Genomic DNA, 23,418 nt, shown 5'->3' with positions numbered 1-23,418 from the left:
GTGGAATTATTGAAGCATTATCAATAATAATCGTAAGAGAAACGAACGCCTATTGTACGTGGTCTATTGGTCACAACTTTTGGCGTAAACTGTTGCGTATCAATATTCAAAATGGCACGTTCGTCAAACACGTTATCTATGTAAAGTTCGGCCTTCCATACATCATTGGTAACGCCCACGGCCAAGTTAGTCAATATGTATGACTCTTGAACATAACGACCACCTCGGAAGGTTGCTCCATTGGAGTCTGCGTAAGTCACCCCTTCATACACATCTGCCTCTTGCTCAATTTTAAGGCCAGAGCCCGTTCCGTAGATAAGCTGTGTGGCGTCCTCCATAACGTAGGCATCCATGATCATTCCGGCTAGGCGGTCTCCCGTGTAGCTAATTGAGCCATTTACATACCCTCGACGGTCACCATCTAACTCAAAGAAGTATCGTGCGTTAACGTTACCAGAGAATTTAGCCGAATAAGGAAGTTCTGAACCTACGCCTGCGGCAATTCCTACCAGTTCATCATTTACCCGCGTTAGCTCCGTGTCTAGTAAACTAAATGCAGCATTAATCACTAAATCATCTGTAGCTAGCCAGGTCATATCAGCATCAATACCTTTTATCTCTGCATCACCAACGTTGTCGGTAAATACTAAGAACGAGATATTGGTGGGGTCAAATCGAGATGTCTGTAGTTCTTCAATTTCAGAATAATACGCCGTAGCGTTTACCCTAAATTGGCCATCAAAGAAGTCTCCCTTAATACCCAGCTCATAGTTGTCTAGGGTATCGGTAGTTGAATATACCGGAATGCGGAATCCTTCAAACGCGCCACTCTGGTTTTTTGCTAACCCGCCGCCAACGCGGTTAGTAACAGGTGGTCGAAAGCCTTCTGAGTAATTGGCAAATAACAGTATGTCGTCTGTCGCTTTCCAGTCGAGCGAGAACTTAAAGATGGTGTCATCCACGGTCAAGACACCGTCACTACCAAGCAGACCTACCTCTAACTGGCCATTACTAACTGCTTGTGCAATAGCATCGGAATCTAGTCCTACGGCTTCTAGTTGAGCGGGATCCATGCTTCCAAAAGCGCGAATTCGACGTGTTACATCGACTGTGGTTGTAGCACCTTGATAGATATCATCAATTTGGTACCAGCGAGCGCCAATACTTGCTGTAACCGTGTCAGTAATGTCGTATTCAAACTGACCAAAAGCTGCAATTTGTTCTATGGTGTGTGTGATATCATTAACGAAACTTACCTCTGACGGGAACGGCCCACCATCGCTGTTAGCGCCAATTGGCGCCAAGCCTTCAGATACAGGCTTTAACGTGCGCGCTAGCTGATCAAAGCCAAAGGCTGTTAACTCTCCGTCAGTATTCGCTATTTTGAATTGCCCGACCGTAGACACTTCCTGTTCGTCGTAGAATAAACCTGCTGTCACGCGCCATGGTTCGTCTAATGTTGTATTAAAACGCAGTTCATGGGTTACACGCGTAGACGTAGTATCTTCACGGTAATACTTAGTTGGATCAAGACAACGCTGATCTTCTGGCGTTACACCCGCCTCATAGTGGTTACATACATAATACGCAGCAAATGCACCGCCATTAGTGTAACCGGTATAGTCGGCTAGTGTGTCTATTTCTCTGTCGAGGTAGCCACCCGTATATACAACATTTAGCTTCTCTAAGCGCCCTTCAAGAGTCCACGTAGTCAAACCAAATTCATCTTTATTTTCTTCTTGCTGGAACCGCAAAGCAGAACTCTCACCGTCAAGCGTAGGGTCGTAAGCAAATACCCCCTCGGTATCGAGAGTTTGCTGCGTATGTTGTACCAGCAAATCCCAATCTTCATTTATATGGTAAGACAACCCAATGCGTGCACCGGTGTACATGGCATCGTTAAAGTCTTCTTCTACCAGCGCATCGTTTTGGGGAGAAACCACAGCGGCGTCGTTGCTTGAATTAATGTTTGGATTAGTGATCCTGTTTGCGTCCATCCCTGCAGGATCAGCCAGCACCCCACCAGAAATTCTGTCGATTACGACCGCACTGCCAATGTAACCGCCCTCACCTGGCACATTCATGACGTTATCTATCCAACCACCTTGCTTATCGTTGTAAGCAGCCACACGCACTGCTAAATCATCAGTAAGCGGCATATTGAAATAAGCCTCGACGGCGTTACTCATTTCGCCACCTTTGGTAAAGCCAATATTGGTGTCGAAACCTGCGGCAAAGCTTGTGTGATCCGGTTTATTTGTAATAAGTCGAATGGTTCCCGCCTGAGAGCTTGCACCGAACAAGGTCCCCTGTGGCCCAGGAAGTACCTCTACACGCTGAACATCAGTTGCGTAAACATCTAAGTTGCGCCCTGCCATCGAAACCGGCATCTCATCAAGATAAAACGCTACTGACGGCTGCAACGCCTGAACAGATGAAAGCATGATGTTCGACTGTGTTGTTGCTGCACCGCGAATATAAATTTCATTCTGACCAGGGCCTGTGCCCTGAAACACCACATTGGGCAAAAACTCTACGTAATCTTGGAAGTTATCAATACCAAGGTTTTCTAACGCTTTTCCATTTAGCGCCGTTACCGCTACGGGCACGTCTTGAATTGATTCAGCGCGTTTAGTGGCTGTAACTTCAATGGTTTCGAGTTTAGCGGGGGCTTCAGATTCTTGCGCGTACAGATGAGTGGAAGCCAGTGCAGCGACAATTGCACAGCTTAGCTGAGTTTTTCGCATGGGTGTGTGTTTCCTTCAATTATTATTAATTCTTCGGATAGTGTTTACTTCTTACACGTATCAAAAAGATCATATATAAAGATACACCATACCAAGATAATTTCTACTCTAACGAATAAATCTTATTCGAAAGATGTACAAGCATTCACAAAGCTAAATATTCAAAAGAAAGCCTTTAAAAAGATCATAAAATAAAGATTTACCTCTAATTATTTCAGCTGATGTTTATAAAAAGTGCTCCATGCGGTATATTTCAACGTAAAAGCTTTAACCCGAAGGAAGAGAAAGGATCATTTTTGCGTGAGTGAAAACATTAAAACTTCACCTTTGAACAAACCGGTGTTTATTACGTCGTCAGCAATAATCGTTTGTTTACTCATTTTTGCCGCAGGTGCCCCGAAAAAAGCAGACGCTATTTTTCAGCAGTTGCAAAGCGTAATAGTAACTAACGGCAGTTGGTTTTACGTATTTACCGTTGCTGCAATTGTCTTGTTTGTTGTATTTCTTGGCATGTCTCGCTACGGAGAAATCAAACTCGGTCCAGACCACGCCACGCCAGAATTTAGTTTTGGTACATGGCTGAGTATGCTGTTCGCCGCCGGCATGGGTATCGGGTTAATGTTTTTTGGTGTTGCTGAGCCGCTAATGCACTTTATGGCTCCACCCACTGCTCAAGCAGAAAGCATCGACGCTGTGCGAGAAGCCATGAAAACCACATTTTTTCACTGGGGTGTTCATGCTTGGGCTATTTATGCCGTTGTTGCACTCATTTTAGGCTATTTTGCCTACCGCCAAAATTTACCACTAACGCTTCGTTCAGCACTCTACCCTCTTATTGGCGACAAAATATATGGGTGGCCTGGTCACGTTGTTGATATTTTCGCTGTTACCTCAACCGTTTTCGGCGTTTCTACGTCGCTTGGTTTCGGTGCGTCGCAAGTTAATGCTGGCTTTAACTATTTATTCGGACTGCCGTCAAATACGGGTGTACAAATTGCCATAATGGCAGGTGTTGTAGGGTTAGCCGTTATTTCTGTAACCACGGGGTTAGACAAAGGCATTCGACGGTTATCTGAAACCAACATGGTACTTGCTATTTTATTACTGCTGACGGTGTTGGTTTTGGGCCCGACAGTGTTCTTACTGCAGGCATTTATGCAAAACACTGGGGCATATTTGTCAGATTTAGTGCGCAACACGTTTAACCTATTTGCCTATGAAAAAACAGACTGGATTGGTGGCTGGACTATCTTTTACTGGGGATGGTGGCTAGCATGGGCACCGTTCGTAGGCCTATTTATCGCCCGTATTTCTTACGGCAGAACCATTCGTGAATTTGTCATGGGCGTGCTGCTTATTCCATCAGCATTTACGCTGTTTTGGATGACCGTGTTTGGCAACGGTGCCATTGACCAAGTGTTGGTACAAGGCAAAGATGCGCTTGCTCAAATGGTTAATGAAGATACGTCCGTTGCATTATTCGTATTCTTGGAACAATTCCCATACTCTTCCGTATTGAGTTTTATTGCCGTACTCATGGTCGTTGTATTTTTTGTTACTTCTTGTGATTCAGGCGCTATGGTTGTAGACATGCTTTGTTCTCATGGCGAAAACAACACCCCCTTATGGCAGCGCGTTTACTGGGCGATAGGCGTTGGTGTAGTTAGTGCAGTACTACTGTACGCGGGTGGTTTAGGTGCATTACAGACGATGACCATTGCCGCCGCACTCCCTTTCGCTATTGTTTTGCTTATCGCAATATCAGGCTTACTAAAAGCACTGAGAGTAGAAGCGTACAAGCGTGAAAGTTTGCAGGTTCTAGCCGGAACACCTCAGCATAATGAAGGCGACAAAAACTGGAAAGAGCGTCTTGAAAATATTGTTACGTTTCCAGATGAAAATGCAGTTAGGCGCTATATCAATAAGGTTGTGAAGCCTGCGCTTTTTGAAGTGGGGGAAGAATTCAAAACACAGCAATTCACCGCTACAGTAAGCGATACAGACGAAGCGTTAATTCTTACGGTGGACATGGGGAACGATCCAGAATTTATCTATGCGGTATACCCTATGCCGACAGAACAACCAGAATTTGGGCCATCTGATGCACCAGCACTGGACGAAAACCAAAAGGCAACGTACTATCGCGCCGAAGTACACCTCAGTGAAGGTGGTCAGAATTATGATATTATGGGCTGGTCTAAAATATCGGTGATAAACGATGTGATTGATCACTATCACAAGCACCAACATTTTATTCATTTGCTCAAGTAACGCACGCGTTACTATTTTGTTGGAAGTACTATGCGTAAAGAAGAAGAATTATTAGTGGCACTACGGCGGGTAATACGTGCTGTAGACTTGCGAAGCAAGCAACTTAGTAAACATGTTGGGCTTACTGGGCCTCAGTTGCTTGTTATGCAAAACATACAAGAACAACCAGGTATTATGGTGCGAGAAATAGCAGAAAACATTAATTTAAGCCCTGCTACTATCACCAATATTCTAGACCGTCTTGAATCAAGAGACTTGGCCACGCGTATTCGAAGTACACAAGATAAGCGTAAAGTTGGCGTATTTCTAACCGAGCGTGGTAAAGAAGCCGTAGTTGATGCTCCTCGTCCGCTACAGGAGCACTTCGTTGAGCGTTTCTCGCACCTAAAGGAATGGGAACAAAGTCAAATGGTCGCCACCGTTCAGCGCATTGCTAGCATGATGGATGCTGAAGATATCGACGCATCACCGTTTCTTGAGGTCGGCAGTATTGCCGATAAGACCGTATAGACCACGTCAAAAAAGGCCCTTTAAAGGGCCTTTTAATATCATCGTTTTACATCGCGCTGCTACGATTTAGCCTTTAGTGGGTTAACCTTTCCACCCGTTACCTTATCGGCACGCCCTTCTTCTTTTGCTTTTTCTGCACGACGCTTTCTAATTTCTTTGGGGTCGGCAATAAGCGGGCGGTAAATTTCAATACGGTCGCCGTCGGTAAGTGTATCTCGCAGCTTAACCACACGGCTCCAAATGCCCACTTTTGTTGCTTTTAAATCTATGTCGGGAAACTGTTCTAGTACATTTGAGGCCTCTATCGCCTCCTCTACCGTTGCATTTTCATGAATTGCGACATCAATAATGGTTTGCTTAGTGGGTAACGCATAGGCCACCTCAATATTGATGAGCTTCTTACTCATGCGTACACGCTCCGCGCTCTGTCTGTGAATGCAGCAACCATACTGCTCGCTAAACTGTTGAACACTTTGCCAAACGCCATTTCAGCTAATTTGTTACTGAATTCGAATTCAAGATTTAATTCAATTTTACAGGCTTCTTCAGATAACGCTGAAAACGTCCACCCACCGGTAAGCGAGCGAAACGGCCCGTCGACCAGCTGCATTTGAATGCTTTTACCTGGCTCTAACACGTTTTGTGTTGTAAACCACTGCTTAATACCTGCTTTTGCCACTAACAACGACGCTTTCATGCTTTGCGCTGACGTGTCGAGGATTTTGCTATCAGTACAGCCTGGCAAAAACTCAGGGTAGGAAGCTACATCGTTGACTAAGTTAAACATGGCTTCTGCGCTATGAGCTACCAGCGCGCTTCTATGAATACTTGGCATTGATTCCACTATAATTAAAACTCTTGGCGGCATTGTATCACAGAAATTTTGCTTCGCTCGTATTCGGTTTTGAACCAAATGCCCCAATATAAGATAACAATGACAACTAAAGACATTCCTTCGAACAATCAGTATAATAGCCAGCATGAAAAAGAATAAAGCCAACAAAAACACCACAGGAAATATCGCGCAAAACAAAAAAGCGCGTCATGACTATTTCCTAGAAGACAAGTTCGAGGCCGGACTTGAGCTACAAGGGTGGGAAATTAAAAGCATTCGTGCCGGTAAAGTGAACATTACCGATGCGTACATTATTATTCAGAATGCCGAAGCATATTTGGTAGGGTGTAGAATAAGTCCGCTTAACCAAGCCTCTACCCATGTTATTGCTGCTCCCGAGCGTGCGCGCAAATTGTTGCTGAACAAACGAGAAATCGACCGCTTAATGGGAGCACGAGACCGCCAAGGTTATTCTATCGTTGCCACATCTATGTATTGGAAAAAGTGTTGGGTGAAGTTAGAAATTCACCTCGCTAAGGGTAAGCACGCTCATGACAAGCGTGACACCATTAAAGACAAAGATTGGCAGCGCCAAAAAGAAAGAATGATGAAACACAGCGTATAGCGCTGTGTTTTGATTAGCTCACATCCCGTTTCGTCATTTTCTTGCGATGTAGCATATCAAGAATAAGGCTCCATAGTGGTGAAGGATTTCTAAGCGTAGTAAGGTTGTTGCCAAGGCGCCTTAGCTGCCTTCGGACCATCGCCATATTAGCAAGGCTTGCAAGCGACCTATCCTTCCACGTACAGTCAGGGATAATGCCTGTGTACGTCCATTCATGCTGCCATTTTTTCGCTAGGTCGGGTGTCGTAGCCAAAGCGCTAGCAAGACCAACCAACGCACACCCCTGTTTTATCACGTTCTCTGCAACTTCTGCGCGTTTAATTCCACCCGTTGTCATTAAGGGAATATCAGTTTTACGCTCGAGTACTTGCGCAAATTCAAGGAAATACGCTTCCCGAGCGAGGGTTGTATCGTCGCGCGTTTCGCCCTGCATGGCTGGCACTTCATAGCTTCCTCCAGATAGTTCAACCATATCAACCCCTAAGGCCTCTAGTCGGTTCACTACCTCACATGCGTCATCAAAAGAAAAACCATTTTTCTGAAAATCAGCGGAGTTAAGCTTTACCATTACAACAAAGTCTTTCGCGCATACGGCTCTGACTTGACTAACAATGTTAATTAGCAGACGGGCACGATTAATAATTGAACCGCCCCACTCGTCTTGTCGCTGATTGGTTAGTGGAGATAAAAACTGCGTTAGCAAATAACCATGTGCGGCATGAATTTCAACACCATCAAACCCTGCATTTTCAGCTTGCTTGGCAGTTTCGACAAATGATTTGCAAACCTGATGTATATCCTGACAAGTCATCTCTTTTGGCTGAGCGAAAAGCTTGGAATGCTTGCCCATATCTATTGGCACAGCCGAAGGGGCAATTGCTTTCCCTTTCATAGCTTTAAATACTTGACGGCCGGGGTGATTGATTTGCATGATGGCGAGCGCCCCATTCGACTTAATAATTTTCGCCCACTTTTGAAAGGGTGCTAAGTCAGTGTTGTTATCAAGCGCTACGCCACCGGGCCCAGTCATGGCCGATTTATCTACCATGACATTCCCCGTAATGATCATGCCAAGTTGACCGTGAGCCCAGTAACGATAAAGAGAAAATAACGATTCGCCAGGAATATTGCCCATACTGGACATGTTTTCTTCCATTGCAGCTTTAACGAGACGGTTTCTTACTGTGACACCACAGGGCAAGGTATAGGGAGAATACAAAATAGAATCTGAAGACATTAACACAACAAGCCTTTTAATCGTGGACCCGTACTTTAATAGTTCTTCAAGGTAATTGCATCACTACAGCAGCACTATTTCCTTAAAATTTGCTATTTCATTCAAATAAAAAGCGCTGTTTTAGTTTGTAATTTGCGTTTCTCGCATAGACCTTGTGCGTCGAGCACTTGAATTTTACTCAGGCATCCACATATCTATAGTACTTCAATGATACACACTGTTAGTGCGTTGTAGTTTTAGAAAAGCTGAAACTGAAGGCCACACGGGTAAGTTTTTGAAAAACCAGATGTTATTCTTGGTTGATTTATAGCCAAACCATTAAAATTTATAGAATTTTTCAAAAGATTGTATTTCACCATGTGACAATTGTGCTATTATTGAAAATCACGCTCGGGGCTGATTAGGATTCGACAGGATCTAGGAAGCCGGAGGTGCATGCAGAGGAGCGGTTGGCCTCTTAAAAAAGCCGCATTTAAATAGTCGCAAACGACGAAACATACGCACTAGCCGCTTAATAACCGGCATAGGCCCTTCCACCCTAGTCTCTTCCTGCTAGCGGGGATTCGGAAGGTCATCCAAGTAGGATAGCGAGGGAACCTTGTCTAAGGGTGAACCGCGAAACAGTATTAGGCCAGCTGCAAGGAAATCCTGTTTGTCGGAGTTCCAAGCAGTTAAATAAATGACAAACTAAGCATGTAGTACCAAAGGTAGACATTTTCTGGACGCGGGTTCAAATCCCGCCAGCTCCACCACACACTGAAGAACCCCGCTAGGCCGCGTAAAATAAGCCTTCGGGGTTTTTTATTGCCTACACCTTCGGGGAACTATTTCGGGGAACCCACCAGCCTTGACCCAGCGAGAAACATCGCTAAAATCAGCGTCTCGAAGTGGAACTAAATGAGGTAACCCAAAGGCATGGCTAAGTGGAAAAAGCCCGTCGGAAGGCCGTTCCTTGCGCTACGCGGCCACACTTATTACGCACGTTTAACAGTCCCCGAGGACGTCCGGGAGTTCTTCGGGAAAACCGAGCTTTGGCAGACGTTAAAAACCAAAAATCTAAAAGACGCTGAGTATAGGGCGAGTCGAATCGTCACTGAATGGAAGGCACAGATCGAGACATACCGAGGAAACGTCGGTGTAGCCCATCGAGCACTTGAGTGGCGAAAAATACTCGAAGATGAGCGTCGCAAAGACGCGGTTCTTATCGAGAAGTTTACACGGCAGCATGGCTATAAGCCCACTTTAGCAAGGGACGTTGACGAGTTAGGCTTGGGGACGCAGCAGATGGTCTACTCCGACGAACTCGAGCGGATCTATCACGAGGAAGGCCCCGATGCGATGAGACGCTTTGCAGATATTGTCGAAGGAATCCTTCTGCCGACTCCAACCCACGTCGACGAGTATTTATCGAGCCTTTCGGTTGAATCACGTACGAAGCAGCAAAGGGAGCATCATCTCGACTTACTAAACAAACGGTTCCCCGCCCTCCCCGTTAAGCGTTCTGATGTGACAAAGTGGATCATGGAAATGGAACAACAGAGCCTCGCCGAGAACACTATCAAGGCCCGAGTAGGAACGTGTCGCGGTTACTTCGAGTTCTTGCAAAGGCTTGACTACTTGAACCCCGACGAGGCAAACCCTTTCGAAGGCCACAAGTTCACCAGCAAACGAAAAGCATCGAAACAAGACCTTCGGCAAGCCTTCGAGGTTTCCGACGTGCCACGGCTCATTGACGCAGCCAAAAATAAACCTCGTAAAGACCCAAACCTTGTCGCCGCCATCACTATCGCCGCTTACACCGGGATGCGACGCGAGGAGATCGCTCGTCTCAAGGTCGCACACGTTAAAGAACGAGACGGTATTCGGTTCTTCGATATAATAGACGCCAAAACGAAAGCCGGACTTCGCGAGGTTCCCGTACACAGCGAACTGGCAGCGCTGGTGGATGAGCTTGTCGAGAAGAGTTCCGACGGTTATCTTTTGCCTGGTGAGTCCGTCACTAAGAATGGGGAGCGAGGAGACGCTGTTGGAAAACGGTTCAAAACACTTCGTGATGGCCTCGGCTTCGACGGTCGTTACGTGTTCCATTCGATTCGTAAAACGGTGTCCACGCTGTTTGAACGAGCAAGTGTAAGTCACAACGAGGCCGCGGAGATTGTTGGACATGAGAAGACCGGAATGACTTATTCGCTGTATTCTGCTGGAATGTCATTAGTTCAAAAGCAGCGAATCATACAGAAGATTACATATATGAGGGTTAATTGATGAACATGGAACTTGCCTGGGGACTTTGGATAGGTCGAATCAGCGGTACAAACGAAGGGACAATAATGTTGAGCATTGATGCGGACCGTTTAAACAAGGCTTTCGTCTGTTTGCATGATAAAGATCCCTCTGTGCCATCAGTGAGAGCGATTTTCGATTTAAAACGTGAAGGGAAAAGCATCGTTGGGACTTCGTCTTTAGTTCTACCGTTTTTTGACCCCGATTACCCGACAAACCCCAATGCTGTAGCACCGCAAAAAATCAATTTTCAAGGTGAATTCAATGACGATTGGGAAATCTCTGGGAACTGGCAAACAGACGTTGACACACATGGTCAATTGAAACTCTTTGATAATATTCAAGTTGAATCTTCACCGCCAGACCACGAATTAAGTTGGAGCGACTTTAAGTCCTTCATCCACGAAAAAGCCAAAACGAACCCTGACGCAATATTTCGAGGTCAGTCAGATAGTAGTTGGCCATTGGTTACCTCTTTTCATCGAACTAATAGGCGAAACCTTTTTCGATACCAAGAGGAAGACCTCAACAATCTAAACAAATACGTAGCCGCACAACTCGGTCGGAAGTTTTTTCTTCAGGATGGCGGGGATTTATCTGAATTAGTTCTTCTCGGCCAACATCACGGCTACCCCACTCCTTTCTTGGATTGGACCCGTTCTCCATACGTTGCAGCATTTTTCGGTTTCAATTCGCTGGATAAATATGAAGACCATGATGGTAAAGTACGAGTTTTCATCTTTTATGGACAACAATGGCGGAACTCTGGTCTAAGTGGGGGTACTGCACTGATAGATCCTCGTCCTTCGTTTAATTTGTTGGACATTGTCTCTAGCTCCAATACTCGAGTGCTGCCGCAACAAGGACTCGTTACCTTCACAAACCTGATGTCGATAGAGCACTACTTGAAGTATGTCGAAAAACAAACTGGCGAAAAATACCTGGAGATCATCGACATTGAAGCGAAACAAAGAAATGACGTCATCGCGGACTTATCGCTAATGGGTATTAACGCGGCGTCTCTCTTTCCAGGTCTTGATGCGACTTGTCAAACACTCAAAGAGCGGGACTTTTAAGTTGCTTATAGATATTCTCACTATGGCGATTACTGCTTGGTCGAGGAAATGATGGACATCAAGGTACACCTAAACGTCCAGTCAGAATGTCCGTCTTTTTGGTGGACATTAACGTTGACATTTGTTCGATTTTCGGAATAATACGGAGACTCTAGATCTTAATGTCCACATGAGGGAAATATGACTGACATTGCGTACATCCGTGTTAGCACCACCGATCAGAACACCGAACGCCAGCTTGACGGTGTCGAAGTCAACAAGACCTTTACTGACAAGTGTTCAGGTGGGTCGACCGACCGACCTGCTCTAACCGACCTCCTCGACTATGTTCGCGAGGGCGATACCGTTCACGTCCATTCAATCGACCGTCTCGCTCGTAATCTTCAAGACCTTCTAACGCTGGTGGAAGAGTTCAAGTCGAAAGGCGTGACCCTGAAGTTCCACAAAGAAGACCTCACGTTTAGCGGGTCGATAGTCGACAAATTTCAGGATCTCATGCTGTCTATGGTCGGTGCAGTCGCACAGTTCGAGAAAGCGATGATTAACGAACGCCAACGTGAAGGTATCGAGAAAGCAAAAGCGAGAGGCGTCTACAGCCAAAAACGAGCGAAACGTGTCGACAGAGAAGAAGTCAAAGCCTTGCTCGCAGAGGGTCTCCCTATGGCTCAAATCGCCAAGAAGCTCGGTTGTAGCAGTAAAACGATTCAGCGCATCAAGAACGAATCATAAAAGTCATTTTCCGGCATTTTGGCGATCCTCGTTCGGCAGTACTAACGCCTCGGGAAGCTCGACAAATAAAGGTCTTAGCCTTGTCAGGACTCCCCTCCTTCATTAACTACCGTACGGGTTCGCCTTTTCGTCACAACAGGTAGTAACGATGAACGAAAAGATAATGTACCTAGACCCAAACGAGGTCGACACAGATCCACGCCTTCAAGTTCGCTCTGAAACCGTCTACGGTGATGATTCACGAGGCGAGGCAGAGAGCCTGGCCGCACTTCGAAAGCGTCTCTTCAAGATTGTGTCCGCAGGAGAGCACACCGACCCTATCGAGGTATTTAGAGACGGCGACGAGTGGCTCGTATTCGACGGACATAATCGTCTTCAGGTGTACCAAAAGGTGGCCGAGAAGACACCAACAAAGATCCCAGCGATAGTTCGCCCCTACTCGTTCAAAGAGGCACTCAGTCTCGCTTATATGGTCAATACACGACACGGGGTAAGCGTCTCGCCCAGCGATGCGACCAGGGCTGCGTTTCGCTCCTGTATATTCTCGAATGATGGTATTTCCACCAGCGAACTCGTCAAACAGGGTCTCGGAGAAAGGCTCGCACAGAAGGTTCGCCAAGCCGCTCGACAGCTCATCGAAGAGGCAGAGGTAGTGAGGTCAGACGATGAAAACGACATCATTGGTAAAGTCACTCGATGGTGCAAAAAGATGGCAAAAGAAGGCTATGCGAGAGCGGGACTAGAGACCATTCCCACAGACCATCTCGGGTTTCCCTCCTATCGGTTCGTGCTCGACAGAAAGCCAATCGAAGACCGCAGCGAGGCAGCTCGAATTGAACAGATGGCAAGGTCGATCGAGAAGCTGGTAGAACAAGACGAGGATGTGTTCCTCGCCGCACTAAAACGAGTCAGTCGAAAGACACGTTTGGATCTTCCCGTGTCGGTTAAACGAAGAGAGAAGCGCCAAGAGGACTTAGACGAAGACTTAGATTTTTAGCAACAACGTCAAAAGTGTAGAAGTATGACCCGAGCACTGACATCATGGGTACAAAAAGGATCTTTAAATGACTCAAAAATACGCACTGAAAGATAAGTCCGAAGTTCATCGGAGACTCTCACTTCTCAAAGAACCGCACGTAGCCGTTCTTCGTGATTGTTTGGAGCAAATGGCGAGCTATGCGAACCGTCCTGTAACCTTTCCTAATTTTGATCCTCTCGACGGAGGCGCACAGGCTCAAGCTTTGTTTCTCCAAACATCGCCTGGTCCAGCGGTTGAGAGTGGTTTCATTTCCCAGGAAAACCCCGATCAGACTGCATCGTCTATGTTCAGATTCCTGGATGAAGCGGGTATCAACCGCAAGGACATTCTCCTATGGAATATCGTTCCGTGGTTCCTGGATAACCAGTCTACAAGCCTATCAAAAGCTGAAGTCATCAATGGGGCTTCTTCGATTCAAGAAATTCTTCAACTCCTCTCGAATCTGAAAGTTGTCGTACTCATCGGGAAACCTGCATGCTCTCAATACGACAGGTTGGTCGGCATGGTTGAAAAACGTGTGACTGTTCTAAAGTGCCCCCACGTTGCAATGCGTGCGAGGAACACGGAAGGCTCGGAGCCGATAATAAAGCAGGTGTTCGACGAGGCAGCTCGAATTATTTCTTCGAACGGTAATCAGTGGACAAAGGAAGAACTGAAAGCCTCTGTCGAGGCGTACGTCGAAATGAGAGACAAGCAGACCGCTGGTGAGCCGTTCGTGAAAAAGGAAGTCTATCGACGTCTTGCGGAACGTTTCGACAGGACGGAGAAGTCCTTCGAGTTCAGAATGCAGAACATCTCACACGTATTGGCTCAGCAGGGTCGAGAGTGGATCAAAGGGTTGCGACCTGCGAGAAACGTCGGAGCGAACGTAACCAGGGAGATTGAGCTCTTACTGGCAGAAGTCGAAAAGAGCGCTCCCACCGACGTTGCGACGTTCAATACGCAGGTAGAGGCACTCCGTAAGAAGCAGCCCCCCTCGCCTCCTTCTGGCAACAAGACCCCGTCTAAAAGCGAGACTACCTCCACGTCCTACAAACGAGACCCATCGGTTGTCGCATGGGTACTGAACGAAGCTGGCGACGAGTGCGAGTCTTGTGGCTGCGCCTCTCCGTTCGTAAAAGATGACGGCTCACCGTATCTCGAAGTACATCATGTTGTGCGTCTCGCAGACAATGGGCCAGACACCGTCGACAACGCAGTAGCTCTATGCCCCAACTGTCACAGAGCGCTTCACCATGCAGTCGACAAGCACGACCGAAGGGAATCGCTTTATGACAAACTATCTCGACTGAGAAAGCCGCACAGAGCGACGTAGCGACCGTAAAGCGGGTCCTTCCTGGAGTGTGACTCGAGGGTAATTCGCGCCGCGTCGTTTCATTTCTGCGAGGCGATCTCACCTTTGTTTATTATTATCGTCGGGGAACCTTTTCGGGGAACCAGTGAGACGAAAATACCACGAAAAACAATGAAAACAAGGCTATGGGAGTCATAATCCGGAAACTCCCGCCAGCTCCACCAATTCTCTTGAAGCCCCTAGTAAAAGGGGCTTCTTGCTTTATAGCTCAGTATTTACGCGTGTTTGGTACACAAACGCGTGGAGCTGACACAACTGCAGTTTCTGAACAACTATAACGTGGAAGACGAGACCATAAAGGGGCTAATTGAGCTTCTGTTATTAGAGACACAAGCAAAGGGTCGTAATGGGAAATCCTATTTAAGTAACTTATTGTCTGCACTTTCTGCTCATTATATCCAAAATTATTCAAATTACCGCGACCTTCAAGATTCCTCAGCAAGGAGTGTCAAAATAGGCAAGTCACAGATAGATAAGATTGAGCAATACATTAAAGAAAATATTGGCAGCACCATTAGCGTAGATGCGCTGGCCGAGCTTGTTTTTTGCAGCAAGTTCCACTTTTTAAGAGAGTTTAAAAAGAGTGTTGGGGAAACACCTTACCAATTTATTACCCAATACCGTGTTGAGCAAAGTAAAAAATACTTACTTGCGAATACTCAGTCCATGAGCGACATCGCGTTATCATTGGGATTCAATGATCAATCTCACTTCAGTCGTGTTTTCAAAAATCACGAAGGCATTACGCCAAGCCAATTCATTAAACAATACAGCACGTAGAGTAAAGCTACCTTTGGACACTACCTACTCTCAAAAGCCCTTGCTAAGACTTTATGGGTAACTGCCCTAATGCCGCTGCGCATGCCAAGCCAATGGCAAACGTCATCGCCACACTGGTGAAGGTGCCTAAAAGTACATATTCAGTTAGCTTTCTGTCTTGGTTTTTAGTGAGGTCGCCGAAGCGAAATATAGATTTAGCCGCAATTAGAAAGCCTATGGCAGAAAATTGATTTAGCAATACAAAGGTAAGCATGAGCACGCGCTCTAAATAGCCAATTCGTTGACCTGCCAGTGACAAGGTTTGTTGTGCTTCTGTACTTATTGTGGGCGGATCGTTGGGATGTGAAGAGGTTGGTTTGTTTGCTAATACTTCACCACTCCAAGGTGATAGCAGTTGCTTAATAACTATGGAGCTAGGCTTGAGTACTGCTAAATAAGCCAAAACCACCACCAGATGCGGCACACCAACGTGCTGTAGTAGCCCTGCTGCTTCGCGCCACTGGTCCGTAACATACAAAAATATACCTAACACCACGGCAATGTGCGCTATTTGGTCGACAACGAAGGCCGTTATGTTTTGGGCGCAATATGATTTGATCACGTCAATGATAAAGTGGGAAACCACTAATATCACTGCACTAATACCTACGGCCACCATATCAATGCTAGCGGATAAAAGCACCAGTGCGATCGTGCCTAGCACTCCGTGTATTAATGCATGAAAATACAAAGGTAGCGCCAGTGCATGCCGCTCATTTCTCTGCTTTACCCATGAGTATGGTTGAAGATAAAAGTCGGCAAGCAAATGCACAAGCAGTAAGCCTATTAATAACTCAAAATGCACAAGTTCAGGTAAAGCTATAGCGACATTTGATGCTTCAGCAATCATGAAGCGCTCTCGCGATTACGGCAAGGTTTACTATTGTTATTGACTGCACGTTAGCTTCCCTATTGTCTTGTTGTAATTCCAATTACTCGGTGCCTTCTTGTCGAGTCATGATCGCTTGTGTCATATAAGCGAGGTATTCAGCTATTAGCTTATAGTTACTTGCGTTAAGAATTCGACTTACGTTACTTCTATTTTTATTAAGTATCGCTGCTATGTTTTCATGATTCTTATCAGAGGCCTCTAGATAGGCAAGCAAGGTTTCTGACTGAGTTTGCGTTAAAGCACTTATGTGAGCGTCAGCAAAACGTGTAAGCAACTGTAGGTTGCTTTCAAGCTTATTGTCACTGCTGAAAAAAGCAAGATGATAGGGTTTGATAGCATCAAGGCCTCGGCCGGATAAAACAAAAGCCTCTCCAGTACCAGTTTTCACCTCTTTTGGGCGAAAGTGTGCTTCACCTACCGCCACGCTAATTCTTACATCAACATTTGCGGTGTGTGCCTTAAGGGCTAAACGAAGGCCAAGGGCAATGTGCATGCTGTACTGCGGTTGTTCGACGGCTAACTGAAATGCGTCACCTCGATAAATATCAAAGTGCCCACCATATCGCTTGGCATATGTCGTTAAGTGCTGTTTTAGTGCGGCAAGAATACTTCTGAGCTCATCGTCAGAATAAGTTTGAGAACGTGTGATATCGCCTGTCAGCACAGCAGCAAAGCACGTTGAGTCGTCTTTCACCGCGTTGTTTTTTTTCATAGTTGCCCTGCACTGCCCTTAGCTTGTGTATTCAACTTAAGAATTTTTACGTGTTGTACCACTATGACATGCTTAATCACTTTATTCAAAAACAATCACAACTAAAAATGTGATTAAAATTAATCACAAAATGAGATGTGATTAATAAAAGACGCATAGATGCAAAATATCGTCTTTGTGCTAGCACTATATTTGACAAGTAGAATATATGCTCTACCATAAAGTAGAACAATCATTCTACTTTTCAATTCGCGTAATGCAAAAAGAGCGCTAGGAAAAGGTAGATATTGCAAACCTTGGCAACGTAGCCAATAAAGCAGCGCTACAGATTAATTCAAGAGAGCTACATGATGATGACACCAAAACAAACTGAATTGGCATCAAAACTAGAGCAAGCATTTGCCCTTTATGGTTTTGCACAACCTAATGTCGCTAAGCTAAAAGACTATATTGGGACTACACTCAAAACCCTCTATAAATATTTCCCATCAAAAGAAGATATGATTATTGGCGCACTAAATTATAGGCATAGTCGCTACATTTCATTTCTAGAAACTGGCTGTCCGCCTTCACGTAACGAGGCACTCAAGCACATATTTGAACGTTTATCACTATGGCTCAACACCTATGCGCCGCGGGGCTGCATGTCACTGCAAGCACTCGCGAGCTATCCTGGCAATCAAGAAATTGAAACGGCGGTTAATGAGCATAAACACGATGTATTGTTGTGGCTAAACCAGAAACTCAAAGACGAAGCCCTAGCTCAAACTGCATTTTTACTTCATGAAGGAATGTCATCAGCATGGCCGGTATTAGGTGAAGATGCGTTATCTGCGGCAACAGCCGCTGTAGACACGTTGCTCGACTAACTTTTTTGCCACATTTTTTTTCGTTTTTTACTTATTTTAATTTACGGCTTAGGAGGTCTTTATGAAAACGCTCCCCAGTGTGATGTATGGCGTACAGTTAACAAAACACGGTGACCTTGATGCACTTAGCTTTAACGAGTCTATTCCTTTACCTACACTTACAGATAATGATGTGCTTATCGAAGTGAAAGCAGCGGGTGTTAACAATACCGATCTGAATACGCGAAAAGGATGGTATTCAAAGGGCAATAACGATGCTGAAGATGCCGGATGGGGTGGCAACGCATTAGGCCTGCCTCTTGTCCAAGGGGCTGACGTATGTGGTTACATTGTGGCTGTAGGTAAAAACGTTAGCCAAAAACGTATTGGCGAGCGCGTGATCATAGAGCCATGCCTGACTGAAGTTAACAGCCAAAAGCTCGATTCACCTTGGTACTTTGGCTCCGAGTGCGATGGAGGCTTTGCGCAATTCACAAAGGTCGCATCGCGCCATGCCCATGCCGTAAACTCAACCATGACAGATGAGGAACTCGCGTCATTTCCCTGCTCTTATTCAACTGCCGAAAACTTGCTACACCGTGCGAATGTAAAAGAAGGTGAACGGGTATTCATTACGGGTGCATCGGGTGGCGTAGGCTCAGCGGCAGTTCAGCTAGCGAAAGCGAGAGGCGCGCACGTAATAGCGGTAACGAGTGAAGAAAAACGTGAAACCCTTCAAGCGCTGGGCGCGGATGAAACCGTGCTGCGCGATGGTGACTGGGCAAGCCTAGCAGAACCCGAAGCATTCGATGTGATAATTGATCTTGTAGCAGGCCCGCGCTGGCCTGAACTCCTCGATGTCCTTAAACCGTTTGGACGCTACGCTACCTCTGGCGCAATCGCTGGGCCCAAAGTAACGCTAGATGTACGTACTCTCTATTTGAAAGACTTAACCCTGTTAGGGTGCACTATTTTGGAAAGCGAGGTGTTTGAAAACTTAGTAAAGCACATTGAAAAAGGAAGCATTAAACCGCTTGTATCTGCTACCTACCCTCTCGCTGAAATTTGTCAGGCACAACAAGACTTTGAGAAGAAAAAGCATATTGGCAAGATGGTACTGACTGTTGGAGAAAACAAACCCTAGTACGATAGGTTCAACTTCGCTAACGTTATTTACATGGTAAGTGTCTTGGAGCCGGACTGCGCTAAACAAAAGTGTGAGGTAAAATGTAAGAGTTTAACGTTCATACGGACTAAAGCTTAGCGCAGTTTCTTCCAGACGCTTTGGCTTGATAAAGGGCTTTGTCTGCCTGTTGAACCAGCGACAAAGCGATCTCTTTGCTTTGCGGAGCAGCATCATGGCGTGATGGATTCAGCTCCATACACGCCATACCGATACTTACCGTAAGTTTACCGTCATAGTCCGACGCCCGATGTGGGATATCTAGAAACTTAACGTTACGAATAATTCGTGCAGCGATAGCGTGGAGTTCATCAAGTCGAGTATTAGGTAAAATAACGGCAAATTCTTCACCGCCATAGCGGGCAACTAGATCGTCACTACCTAAGCAGCTATTAGTTAATGTATCGGCAATTTTTTGTAATGCCGCATCGCCAGCCACGTGACCATAAGCATCGTTAAACTGCTTGAACAAATCCACGTCAATAAGCAGTAAGCTTAGCGCCAAGCCTTGTTCTTCACATCGCTCCACATCTCGCCGCAACGTATTGTCAAACAACCTTCTGTTCGCAATCCCTGTTAAGCCATCAATATTCGCTAAACGTTCTAGTTGCTTATTAGCTTCAAGCAGATCGGTTTGCGCTTTTTGAAGTGCTTTTCGGTTGTGTAGACTTTGTAATGTATTACCAAGCATCTCGCCTATTCGACGCAAATATTCAATATCAAACGCGTTCCATGAGTATGGACTGCCTATAATGTCACAACCAATGAAACCATAAATGGTATCGTCCACCATAATACGGACACACAAAATAGAGAAAATTCTCTCTTCTTCGAAAACAAGTTTTTCCGCGGCAGCCTCTTCAGGAAGCGTCGTCACATCATCAACTTTAAACATTCCATTAGAAATATGGGAAATGAAAAAGGGTAGCGAACTGACTGGCATGTTCTGAAGTTCATCAATAAAAGGCGTTACACCTGCCGCAACCCATTCGTGGGTATTAGACATATATTCACCATTATCGCTAAACTCAAAAAGGTAGCATCTATCTACATCACAGAACTTACCTAAGGCAGCCAAAGCTCGGTCGATAATGCCATCGAGTTCATGAACACTGGCTGTAATTAGTTTTGATGAAAAATTAGTGAGAAGCTGATTAAACGCTATATGCTTGCTTACCGCTGAACTTTTACTGTTCTCGCTAAATAATGCCGTAAAATTCGTTTTAATCTGTAACACAACCCATTCCCCCACAGGAGTGGTTACCACACCACTTTCAACAAAGCAGTTCATGGTTCTAGAACCTGTTTGAAGTCTGTAGTGCTGCGCTACTGCCTGCCCCTTTTCTGCACGCATAAATGGCGAATTACTTGGGGAAATCATTTCCTTTGTTTCGAGGTCAAAAAAAATAAAAGAATGTGTATCAACAGAATCAGATTGTCGTATCCCGAAATCCCGTTCAAAGCCCTTACTTACATGAATGCTGGCGGACTCTGGGCATTTGAATAAGATGCTCGAAGGCATTTGTCTCAGAATGGAAAGTATATCTGTCGTATTCAATTTAAATCTCACGAACTGCTATTCAGTAAATGTAGCAGTTAATCTCTCACTAGTGAAAATTCTATTTATCCCACGACGTGCACCGGCATTTCATTAAACTTATTTAAGGGAAAAGCGTAATGATAGTTATAGCTACCGTTAAATTGGAATGAGTAGACGAATATGGGAAATTCAATTGTTGAATTAATGGATAACATGTACAGCAAGAGTGATGACACTACGTCACTAGGTGAGGTCATAGAACGCTTCGAAGACAGGGGCTTTGGTCCATTGTTGCTGATCCCCGCTCTTATTGCACTACTTCCTACAGGCGCCATCCCAGGCGTGCCTACTTTGTGTGGCATCACCTTATTTTTTATATGTACACAAGTCGCAATAGGAAAAACCAGTCCGTGGCTACCCGCGTTTATTAAAAATAAAGAAGTGTCCACACAGAAACTAGAAAGTGCCGTTGAAAAAGCTAAACCTTATGCACAAAAAACTGAAAAGCTGCTAAAGCCCAGGGTAACGTTTCTTTCCCATTCCCCATCTAAAAATTTTATTGCTGCATATTGTGCCATAGCTGCACTTTGTATGATCCCGTTAGAAGTGTTGCCTTTTGCGGTTGCAGTACCCGCTTTTGCGTTATGTATTACCGCGCTTGGTATAACGAATCGTGACGGCGTCTTTCTTATTATTGGTATGCTGCTTCAGTTGGGCACTGGATATTTAGTGTTTAAGGCGCTTGCCATGATGTAGCTATTATTAACCGCCATGAGAAACCGAGGTAACAAGCCCCTACTTTAGGCTACAACCACTTGTTTTATCGTAGTTTTTGCGTACTATTCGTGAAATTATAAAACTGTACTTAAGTACAGGAAAATAATCTTGTTCGAATAGAGTAAAAATTCATGAAGAGACTTGTTGCTGTTTCTCTTGCTGTATCCTTCGTTTTTTCTGCCTTTAGTGCTGTTGCAGAAAACTGCGTTTTCAGTTGCCCTATCGGTTTAAATGGTCAAACTATTACCCGCTCTTTATATACGCTAAATAATAACCCACAAACGAAATTTGCTAATTGGGTGGCGTATCACGTTACGCCTGACACTATCGATGGCCCGTCTAGAAGTCGTAATTGGAAAGCCGACCCTGAACTCAGTGAAGAAAGTACTCTCGAGCCCAATGATTATAAAGGTGCGTGGCGAGGTATAGGTACCGACAGAGGTCACCAAGTCCCCCTTGCTTCATTCAGCAATTCACCCGATTGGCGAGAGCTTAATTACCTCTCAAACATTACGCCGCAAGACTCTGATTTAAACCAAGGCCCATGGGTAAAATTAGAAAACGCCGTACGCAGTTTTGTAAGAACCGGCCGGGATGTGTATGTAGTATCAGGCCCCTTATATGAATGGTTCTTCGCGTCACTTCCTGACGCCGATGAAATGCACAACGTTCCCAGCGGCTACTTTAAAGTTATTGTTACTGAAATAAACGGTCTAATAGAAGCCTCTGCTTTTATCATGCAGCAAAGTGCTGCGCGCAGTGATGACTATTGCACAACACAGGTCACTATTGACGAGGTTGAAGCAAGAACAGGCCTGAATATCATGCCCGTGCTTTCTGACGAAAATGAGGTTATCGTTGAGAGTACGATAGGTGGTCTGGCACCGCAGCTTGGATGCAGTTAGCGAATAGCAGCTGTCTCCCCGCCACCCCTTCCAAAAGACGTAAGCGCTATTGTGATCTAAATGGTTGTAGCAACAGCGCTTTTATAGACGCGTTTTCTCTTTTGGCCGGCACGTCTTTTTGGCCAATGGGTAAGGTTTCATCGCTAAACGCGGCGCGAGGCGTAAAACTATTAAACAGCCTATCCCACCACGATACGCTAAACCCATAGTTTGAATTCGATTCACTTTTAGCCTGGCTATGGTGAATGCGATGTAAGCGTTGGGTAATTAACACAAGACCAATTCTGTCATCCCATTTTTGCGGCAGCCTAATATTGGCATGATTAAAAATGGCAAAGCCATTGAGTGCCACTTCAAAGATAACAATAGCAACAGCAGGCACGCCCAGTATCACTATCGCCGCGACTTTAATACCCAAACTCATAGCAATTTCAACTGGATGAAAGCGAAGACCAGTAGTGGTATCGACATGGCTGTCGGCGTGATGCATTTTATGAAAGCGCCACAACATAGGCACCGTGTGAAAAAGCCGATGCTGCCAATATATAAGCATATCGAGTAATAAAACGCTTACCGTTACTATGACGATGTGGACAAGATACGTTGAAGAAGCATTGAGAGGCTCACCACTGTTTAGAAGTTGACTAGAGCTTGAATCATCAGCCGGCACGGCATCCAATAAAACGTTGAATACACCTATGCCTTTTTGCTGGGCCCACGAAGACACGCCAACCAAGGTGGCCGGAAGCAAAATACGCGAAACTAACGCCCCCATCACCACCATGGACAAGTTACCTACCCAACGTGTTTTTCTATCAAGCACGGCTTTACGCGCTGGCAACAATGCTTCAAGCACGGCCATCAGTACAAAGATGCCAAGAAACACGCTTAAACGAATGAACGAGGTATTATCCACCGCAAATTACCCTTATCACGTATCACACCTTTTTCTGCTTATTTCTGTTAATAGTCTAGCCACTGTAAGTATTATAAAATCGGTCTCTATCAATTATACGCGGTAACACGCGCAATGCCT

Annotated in this window: 21 protein-coding genes, 1 other RNA gene and 1 pseudogene; 15 read left to right on the top strand and 8 right to left on the bottom strand. The window is 45.4% G+C overall.

Annotated features, from left to right (window positions below; all coding sequences use genetic code 11):
* Positions 1 to 20: 20 nt before the first annotated feature.
* Positions 21 to 2,747 (bottom strand): TonB-dependent receptor, encoded by a 2,727-nt coding sequence (locus BK026_RS03845; protein WP_071814621.1) that lies wholly within the window; start codon positions 2,745 to 2,747, stop codon positions 21 to 23.
* Between the two features lie 300 nt (positions 2,748 to 3,047).
* Between BK026_RS03845 and BK026_RS03840 the strand changes: the two genes are divergently transcribed.
* Positions 3,048 to 5,018: a choline BCCT transporter BetT gene (locus BK026_RS03840; protein ID WP_071814620.1), complete on the top strand. Its 1,971-nt coding sequence runs from the start codon at positions 3,048 to 3,050 to the stop codon at positions 5,016 to 5,018.
* A gap of 30 nt (positions 5,019 to 5,048) precedes the next feature.
* Positions 5,049 to 5,528, top strand: coding sequence for a MarR family winged helix-turn-helix transcriptional regulator (locus tag BK026_RS03835; protein WP_071814619.1), 480 nt, complete (start codon positions 5,049 to 5,051; stop codon positions 5,526 to 5,528).
* Positions 5,529 to 5,587: 59 nt separating this feature from the next.
* On the opposite strand, the gene BK026_RS03830 is transcribed toward BK026_RS03835, so the two are convergent.
* Positions 5,588 to 5,935 (bottom strand): RnfH family protein, encoded by a 348-nt coding sequence (locus tag BK026_RS03830; protein WP_071814618.1) that lies wholly within the window; start codon positions 5,933 to 5,935, stop codon positions 5,588 to 5,590.
* On the bottom strand, positions 5,932 to 6,363 hold the full coding sequence (locus BK026_RS03825) for a type II toxin-antitoxin system RatA family toxin (RefSeq protein WP_071817478.1): 432 nt from the start codon (positions 6,361 to 6,363) through the stop codon (positions 5,932 to 5,934). The genes BK026_RS03830 and BK026_RS03825 overlap by 4 nt, the downstream gene beginning before the upstream one ends.
* A 145-nt stretch (positions 6,364 to 6,508) precedes the next feature.
* Here BK026_RS03825 and smpB point away from each other — a divergent pair, with 145 nt between their 5' ends.
* Positions 6,509 to 6,988 carry an SsrA-binding protein SmpB gene (smpB, locus tag BK026_RS03820; protein WP_014949307.1) on the top strand — a complete coding sequence of 160 codons (480 nt, stop codon included), beginning with the start codon at positions 6,509 to 6,511 and terminating at the stop codon, positions 6,986 to 6,988.
* A 13-nt stretch (positions 6,989 to 7,001) separates the two neighbouring features.
* Here the strand turns inward: smpB and BK026_RS03815 are convergent, their stop codons facing one another.
* Positions 7,002 to 8,225 carry an NADH:flavin oxidoreductase/NADH oxidase family protein gene (locus BK026_RS03815; protein ID WP_071814617.1) on the bottom strand — a complete coding sequence of 408 codons (1,224 nt, stop codon included), beginning with the start codon at positions 8,223 to 8,225 and terminating at the stop codon, positions 7,002 to 7,004.
* A gap of 392 nt (positions 8,226 to 8,617) precedes the next feature.
* Between BK026_RS03815 and ssrA the strand changes: the two genes are divergently transcribed.
* The 8 genes and pseudogenes from ssrA (at position 8,618) to BK026_RS03780 (ending at position 15,486) form a co-directional block, all read left to right on the top strand.
* Positions 8,618 to 8,977: a transfer-messenger RNA gene (ssrA, locus tag BK026_RS03810) on the top strand.
* 163 nt (positions 8,978 to 9,140) lie between these two features.
* Positions 9,141 to 10,490 (top strand): DUF6538 domain-containing protein, encoded by a 1,350-nt coding sequence (locus BK026_RS03805; RefSeq protein ID WP_071814616.1) that lies wholly within the window; start codon positions 9,141 to 9,143, stop codon positions 10,488 to 10,490.
* Between the two features lie 110 nt (positions 10,491 to 10,600).
* Complete coding sequence (locus tag BK026_RS03800) at positions 10,601 to 11,584, top strand: FRG domain-containing protein (protein ID WP_218163402.1); 984 nt, start codon at positions 10,601 to 10,603, stop codon at positions 11,582 to 11,584.
* 180 nt (positions 11,585 to 11,764) lie between these two features.
* Complete coding sequence (locus BK026_RS03795; RefSeq protein WP_071814614.1) at positions 11,765 to 12,313, top strand: recombinase family protein; 549 nt, start codon at positions 11,765 to 11,767, stop codon at positions 12,311 to 12,313.
* A 652-nt stretch (positions 12,314 to 12,965) separates the two neighbouring features.
* Positions 12,966 to 13,310, top strand: coding sequence for a hypothetical protein (locus BK026_RS19480; RefSeq protein ID WP_143142077.1), 345 nt, complete (start codon positions 12,966 to 12,968; stop codon positions 13,308 to 13,310).
* 67 nt (positions 13,311 to 13,377) lie between these two features.
* Positions 13,378 to 13,914, top strand: a pseudogene (locus BK026_RS19940) (uracil-DNA glycosylase); the annotation flags it as partial.
* Positions 13,915 to 14,136: 222 nt separating this feature from the next.
* Positions 14,137 to 14,667 carry an HNH endonuclease signature motif containing protein gene (locus tag BK026_RS19760; RefSeq protein ID WP_256253670.1) on the top strand — a complete coding sequence of 177 codons (531 nt, stop codon included), beginning with the start codon at positions 14,137 to 14,139 and terminating at the stop codon, positions 14,665 to 14,667.
* Positions 14,668 to 14,946: 279 nt separating this feature from the next.
* A complete protein-coding gene (locus BK026_RS03780; RefSeq protein ID WP_071814612.1) occupies positions 14,947 to 15,486 on the top strand; it encodes an AraC family transcriptional regulator in 540 nt (179 codons plus the stop codon).
* 43 nt (positions 15,487 to 15,529) lie between these two features.
* On the opposite strand, the gene BK026_RS03775 is transcribed toward BK026_RS03780, so the two are convergent.
* On the bottom strand, positions 15,530 to 16,375 hold the full coding sequence (locus BK026_RS03775; protein ID WP_071814611.1) for a DUF3307 domain-containing protein: 846 nt from the start codon (positions 16,373 to 16,375) through the stop codon (positions 15,530 to 15,532).
* Positions 16,376 to 16,457: 82 nt separating this feature from the next.
* Positions 16,458 to 17,129: a hypothetical protein gene (locus tag BK026_RS03770; RefSeq protein ID WP_071814610.1), complete on the bottom strand. Its 672-nt coding sequence runs from the start codon at positions 17,127 to 17,129 to the stop codon at positions 16,458 to 16,460.
* A gap of 347 nt (positions 17,130 to 17,476) precedes the next feature.
* On the opposite strand from BK026_RS03770, the gene BK026_RS03765 reads away from it, so the two are divergent.
* Positions 17,477 to 17,998 carry a TetR/AcrR family transcriptional regulator gene (locus tag BK026_RS03765; RefSeq protein ID WP_256253669.1) on the top strand — a complete coding sequence of 174 codons (522 nt, stop codon included), beginning with the start codon at positions 17,477 to 17,479 and terminating at the stop codon, positions 17,996 to 17,998.
* 61 nt (positions 17,999 to 18,059) lie between these two features.
* Positions 18,060 to 19,121: an alcohol dehydrogenase family protein gene (locus BK026_RS03760; RefSeq protein WP_071814608.1), complete on the top strand. Its 1,062-nt coding sequence runs from the start codon at positions 18,060 to 18,062 to the stop codon at positions 19,119 to 19,121.
* A gap of 109 nt (positions 19,122 to 19,230) precedes the next feature.
* Here the strand turns inward: BK026_RS03760 and BK026_RS03755 are convergent, their stop codons facing one another.
* The gene (locus BK026_RS03755) at positions 19,231 to 20,541 is read right to left on the bottom strand and encodes a diguanylate cyclase domain-containing protein (protein WP_177247873.1); all 1,311 of its coding nucleotides are present in this window, start codon (positions 20,539 to 20,541) and stop codon (positions 19,231 to 19,233) included.
* A 339-nt stretch (positions 20,542 to 20,880) separates the two neighbouring features.
* On the opposite strand from BK026_RS03755, the gene BK026_RS03750 reads away from it, so the two are divergent.
* Together BK026_RS03750 and BK026_RS03745 are read left to right on the top strand one after the other, a co-directional pair.
* A complete protein-coding gene (locus BK026_RS03750) occupies positions 20,881 to 21,456 on the top strand; it encodes an exopolysaccharide biosynthesis protein (protein ID WP_071814606.1) in 576 nt (191 codons plus the stop codon).
* A gap of 152 nt (positions 21,457 to 21,608) precedes the next feature.
* Positions 21,609 to 22,382: a DNA/RNA non-specific endonuclease gene (locus BK026_RS03745; RefSeq protein ID WP_071814605.1), complete on the top strand. Its 774-nt coding sequence runs from the start codon at positions 21,609 to 21,611 to the stop codon at positions 22,380 to 22,382.
* 46 nt (positions 22,383 to 22,428) lie between these two features.
* Here the strand turns inward: BK026_RS03745 and BK026_RS03740 are convergent, their stop codons facing one another.
* On the bottom strand, positions 22,429 to 23,298 hold the full coding sequence (locus BK026_RS03740; protein ID WP_071814604.1) for a sterol desaturase family protein: 870 nt from the start codon (positions 23,296 to 23,298) through the stop codon (positions 22,429 to 22,431).
* Positions 23,299 to 23,418 lie beyond the last annotated feature (120 nt).

Origin of the sequence: Alteromonas sp. V450 (genome assembly GCF_001885075.1) — a bacterium.
In the GTDB taxonomy this organism is placed as follows: Bacteria; Pseudomonadota; Gammaproteobacteria; order Enterobacterales; family Alteromonadaceae; genus Alteromonas.
The sequence above is the reverse complement of the archived record's forward strand: the minus strand, read 5'-3'. Positions and strand labels throughout refer to the sequence as shown.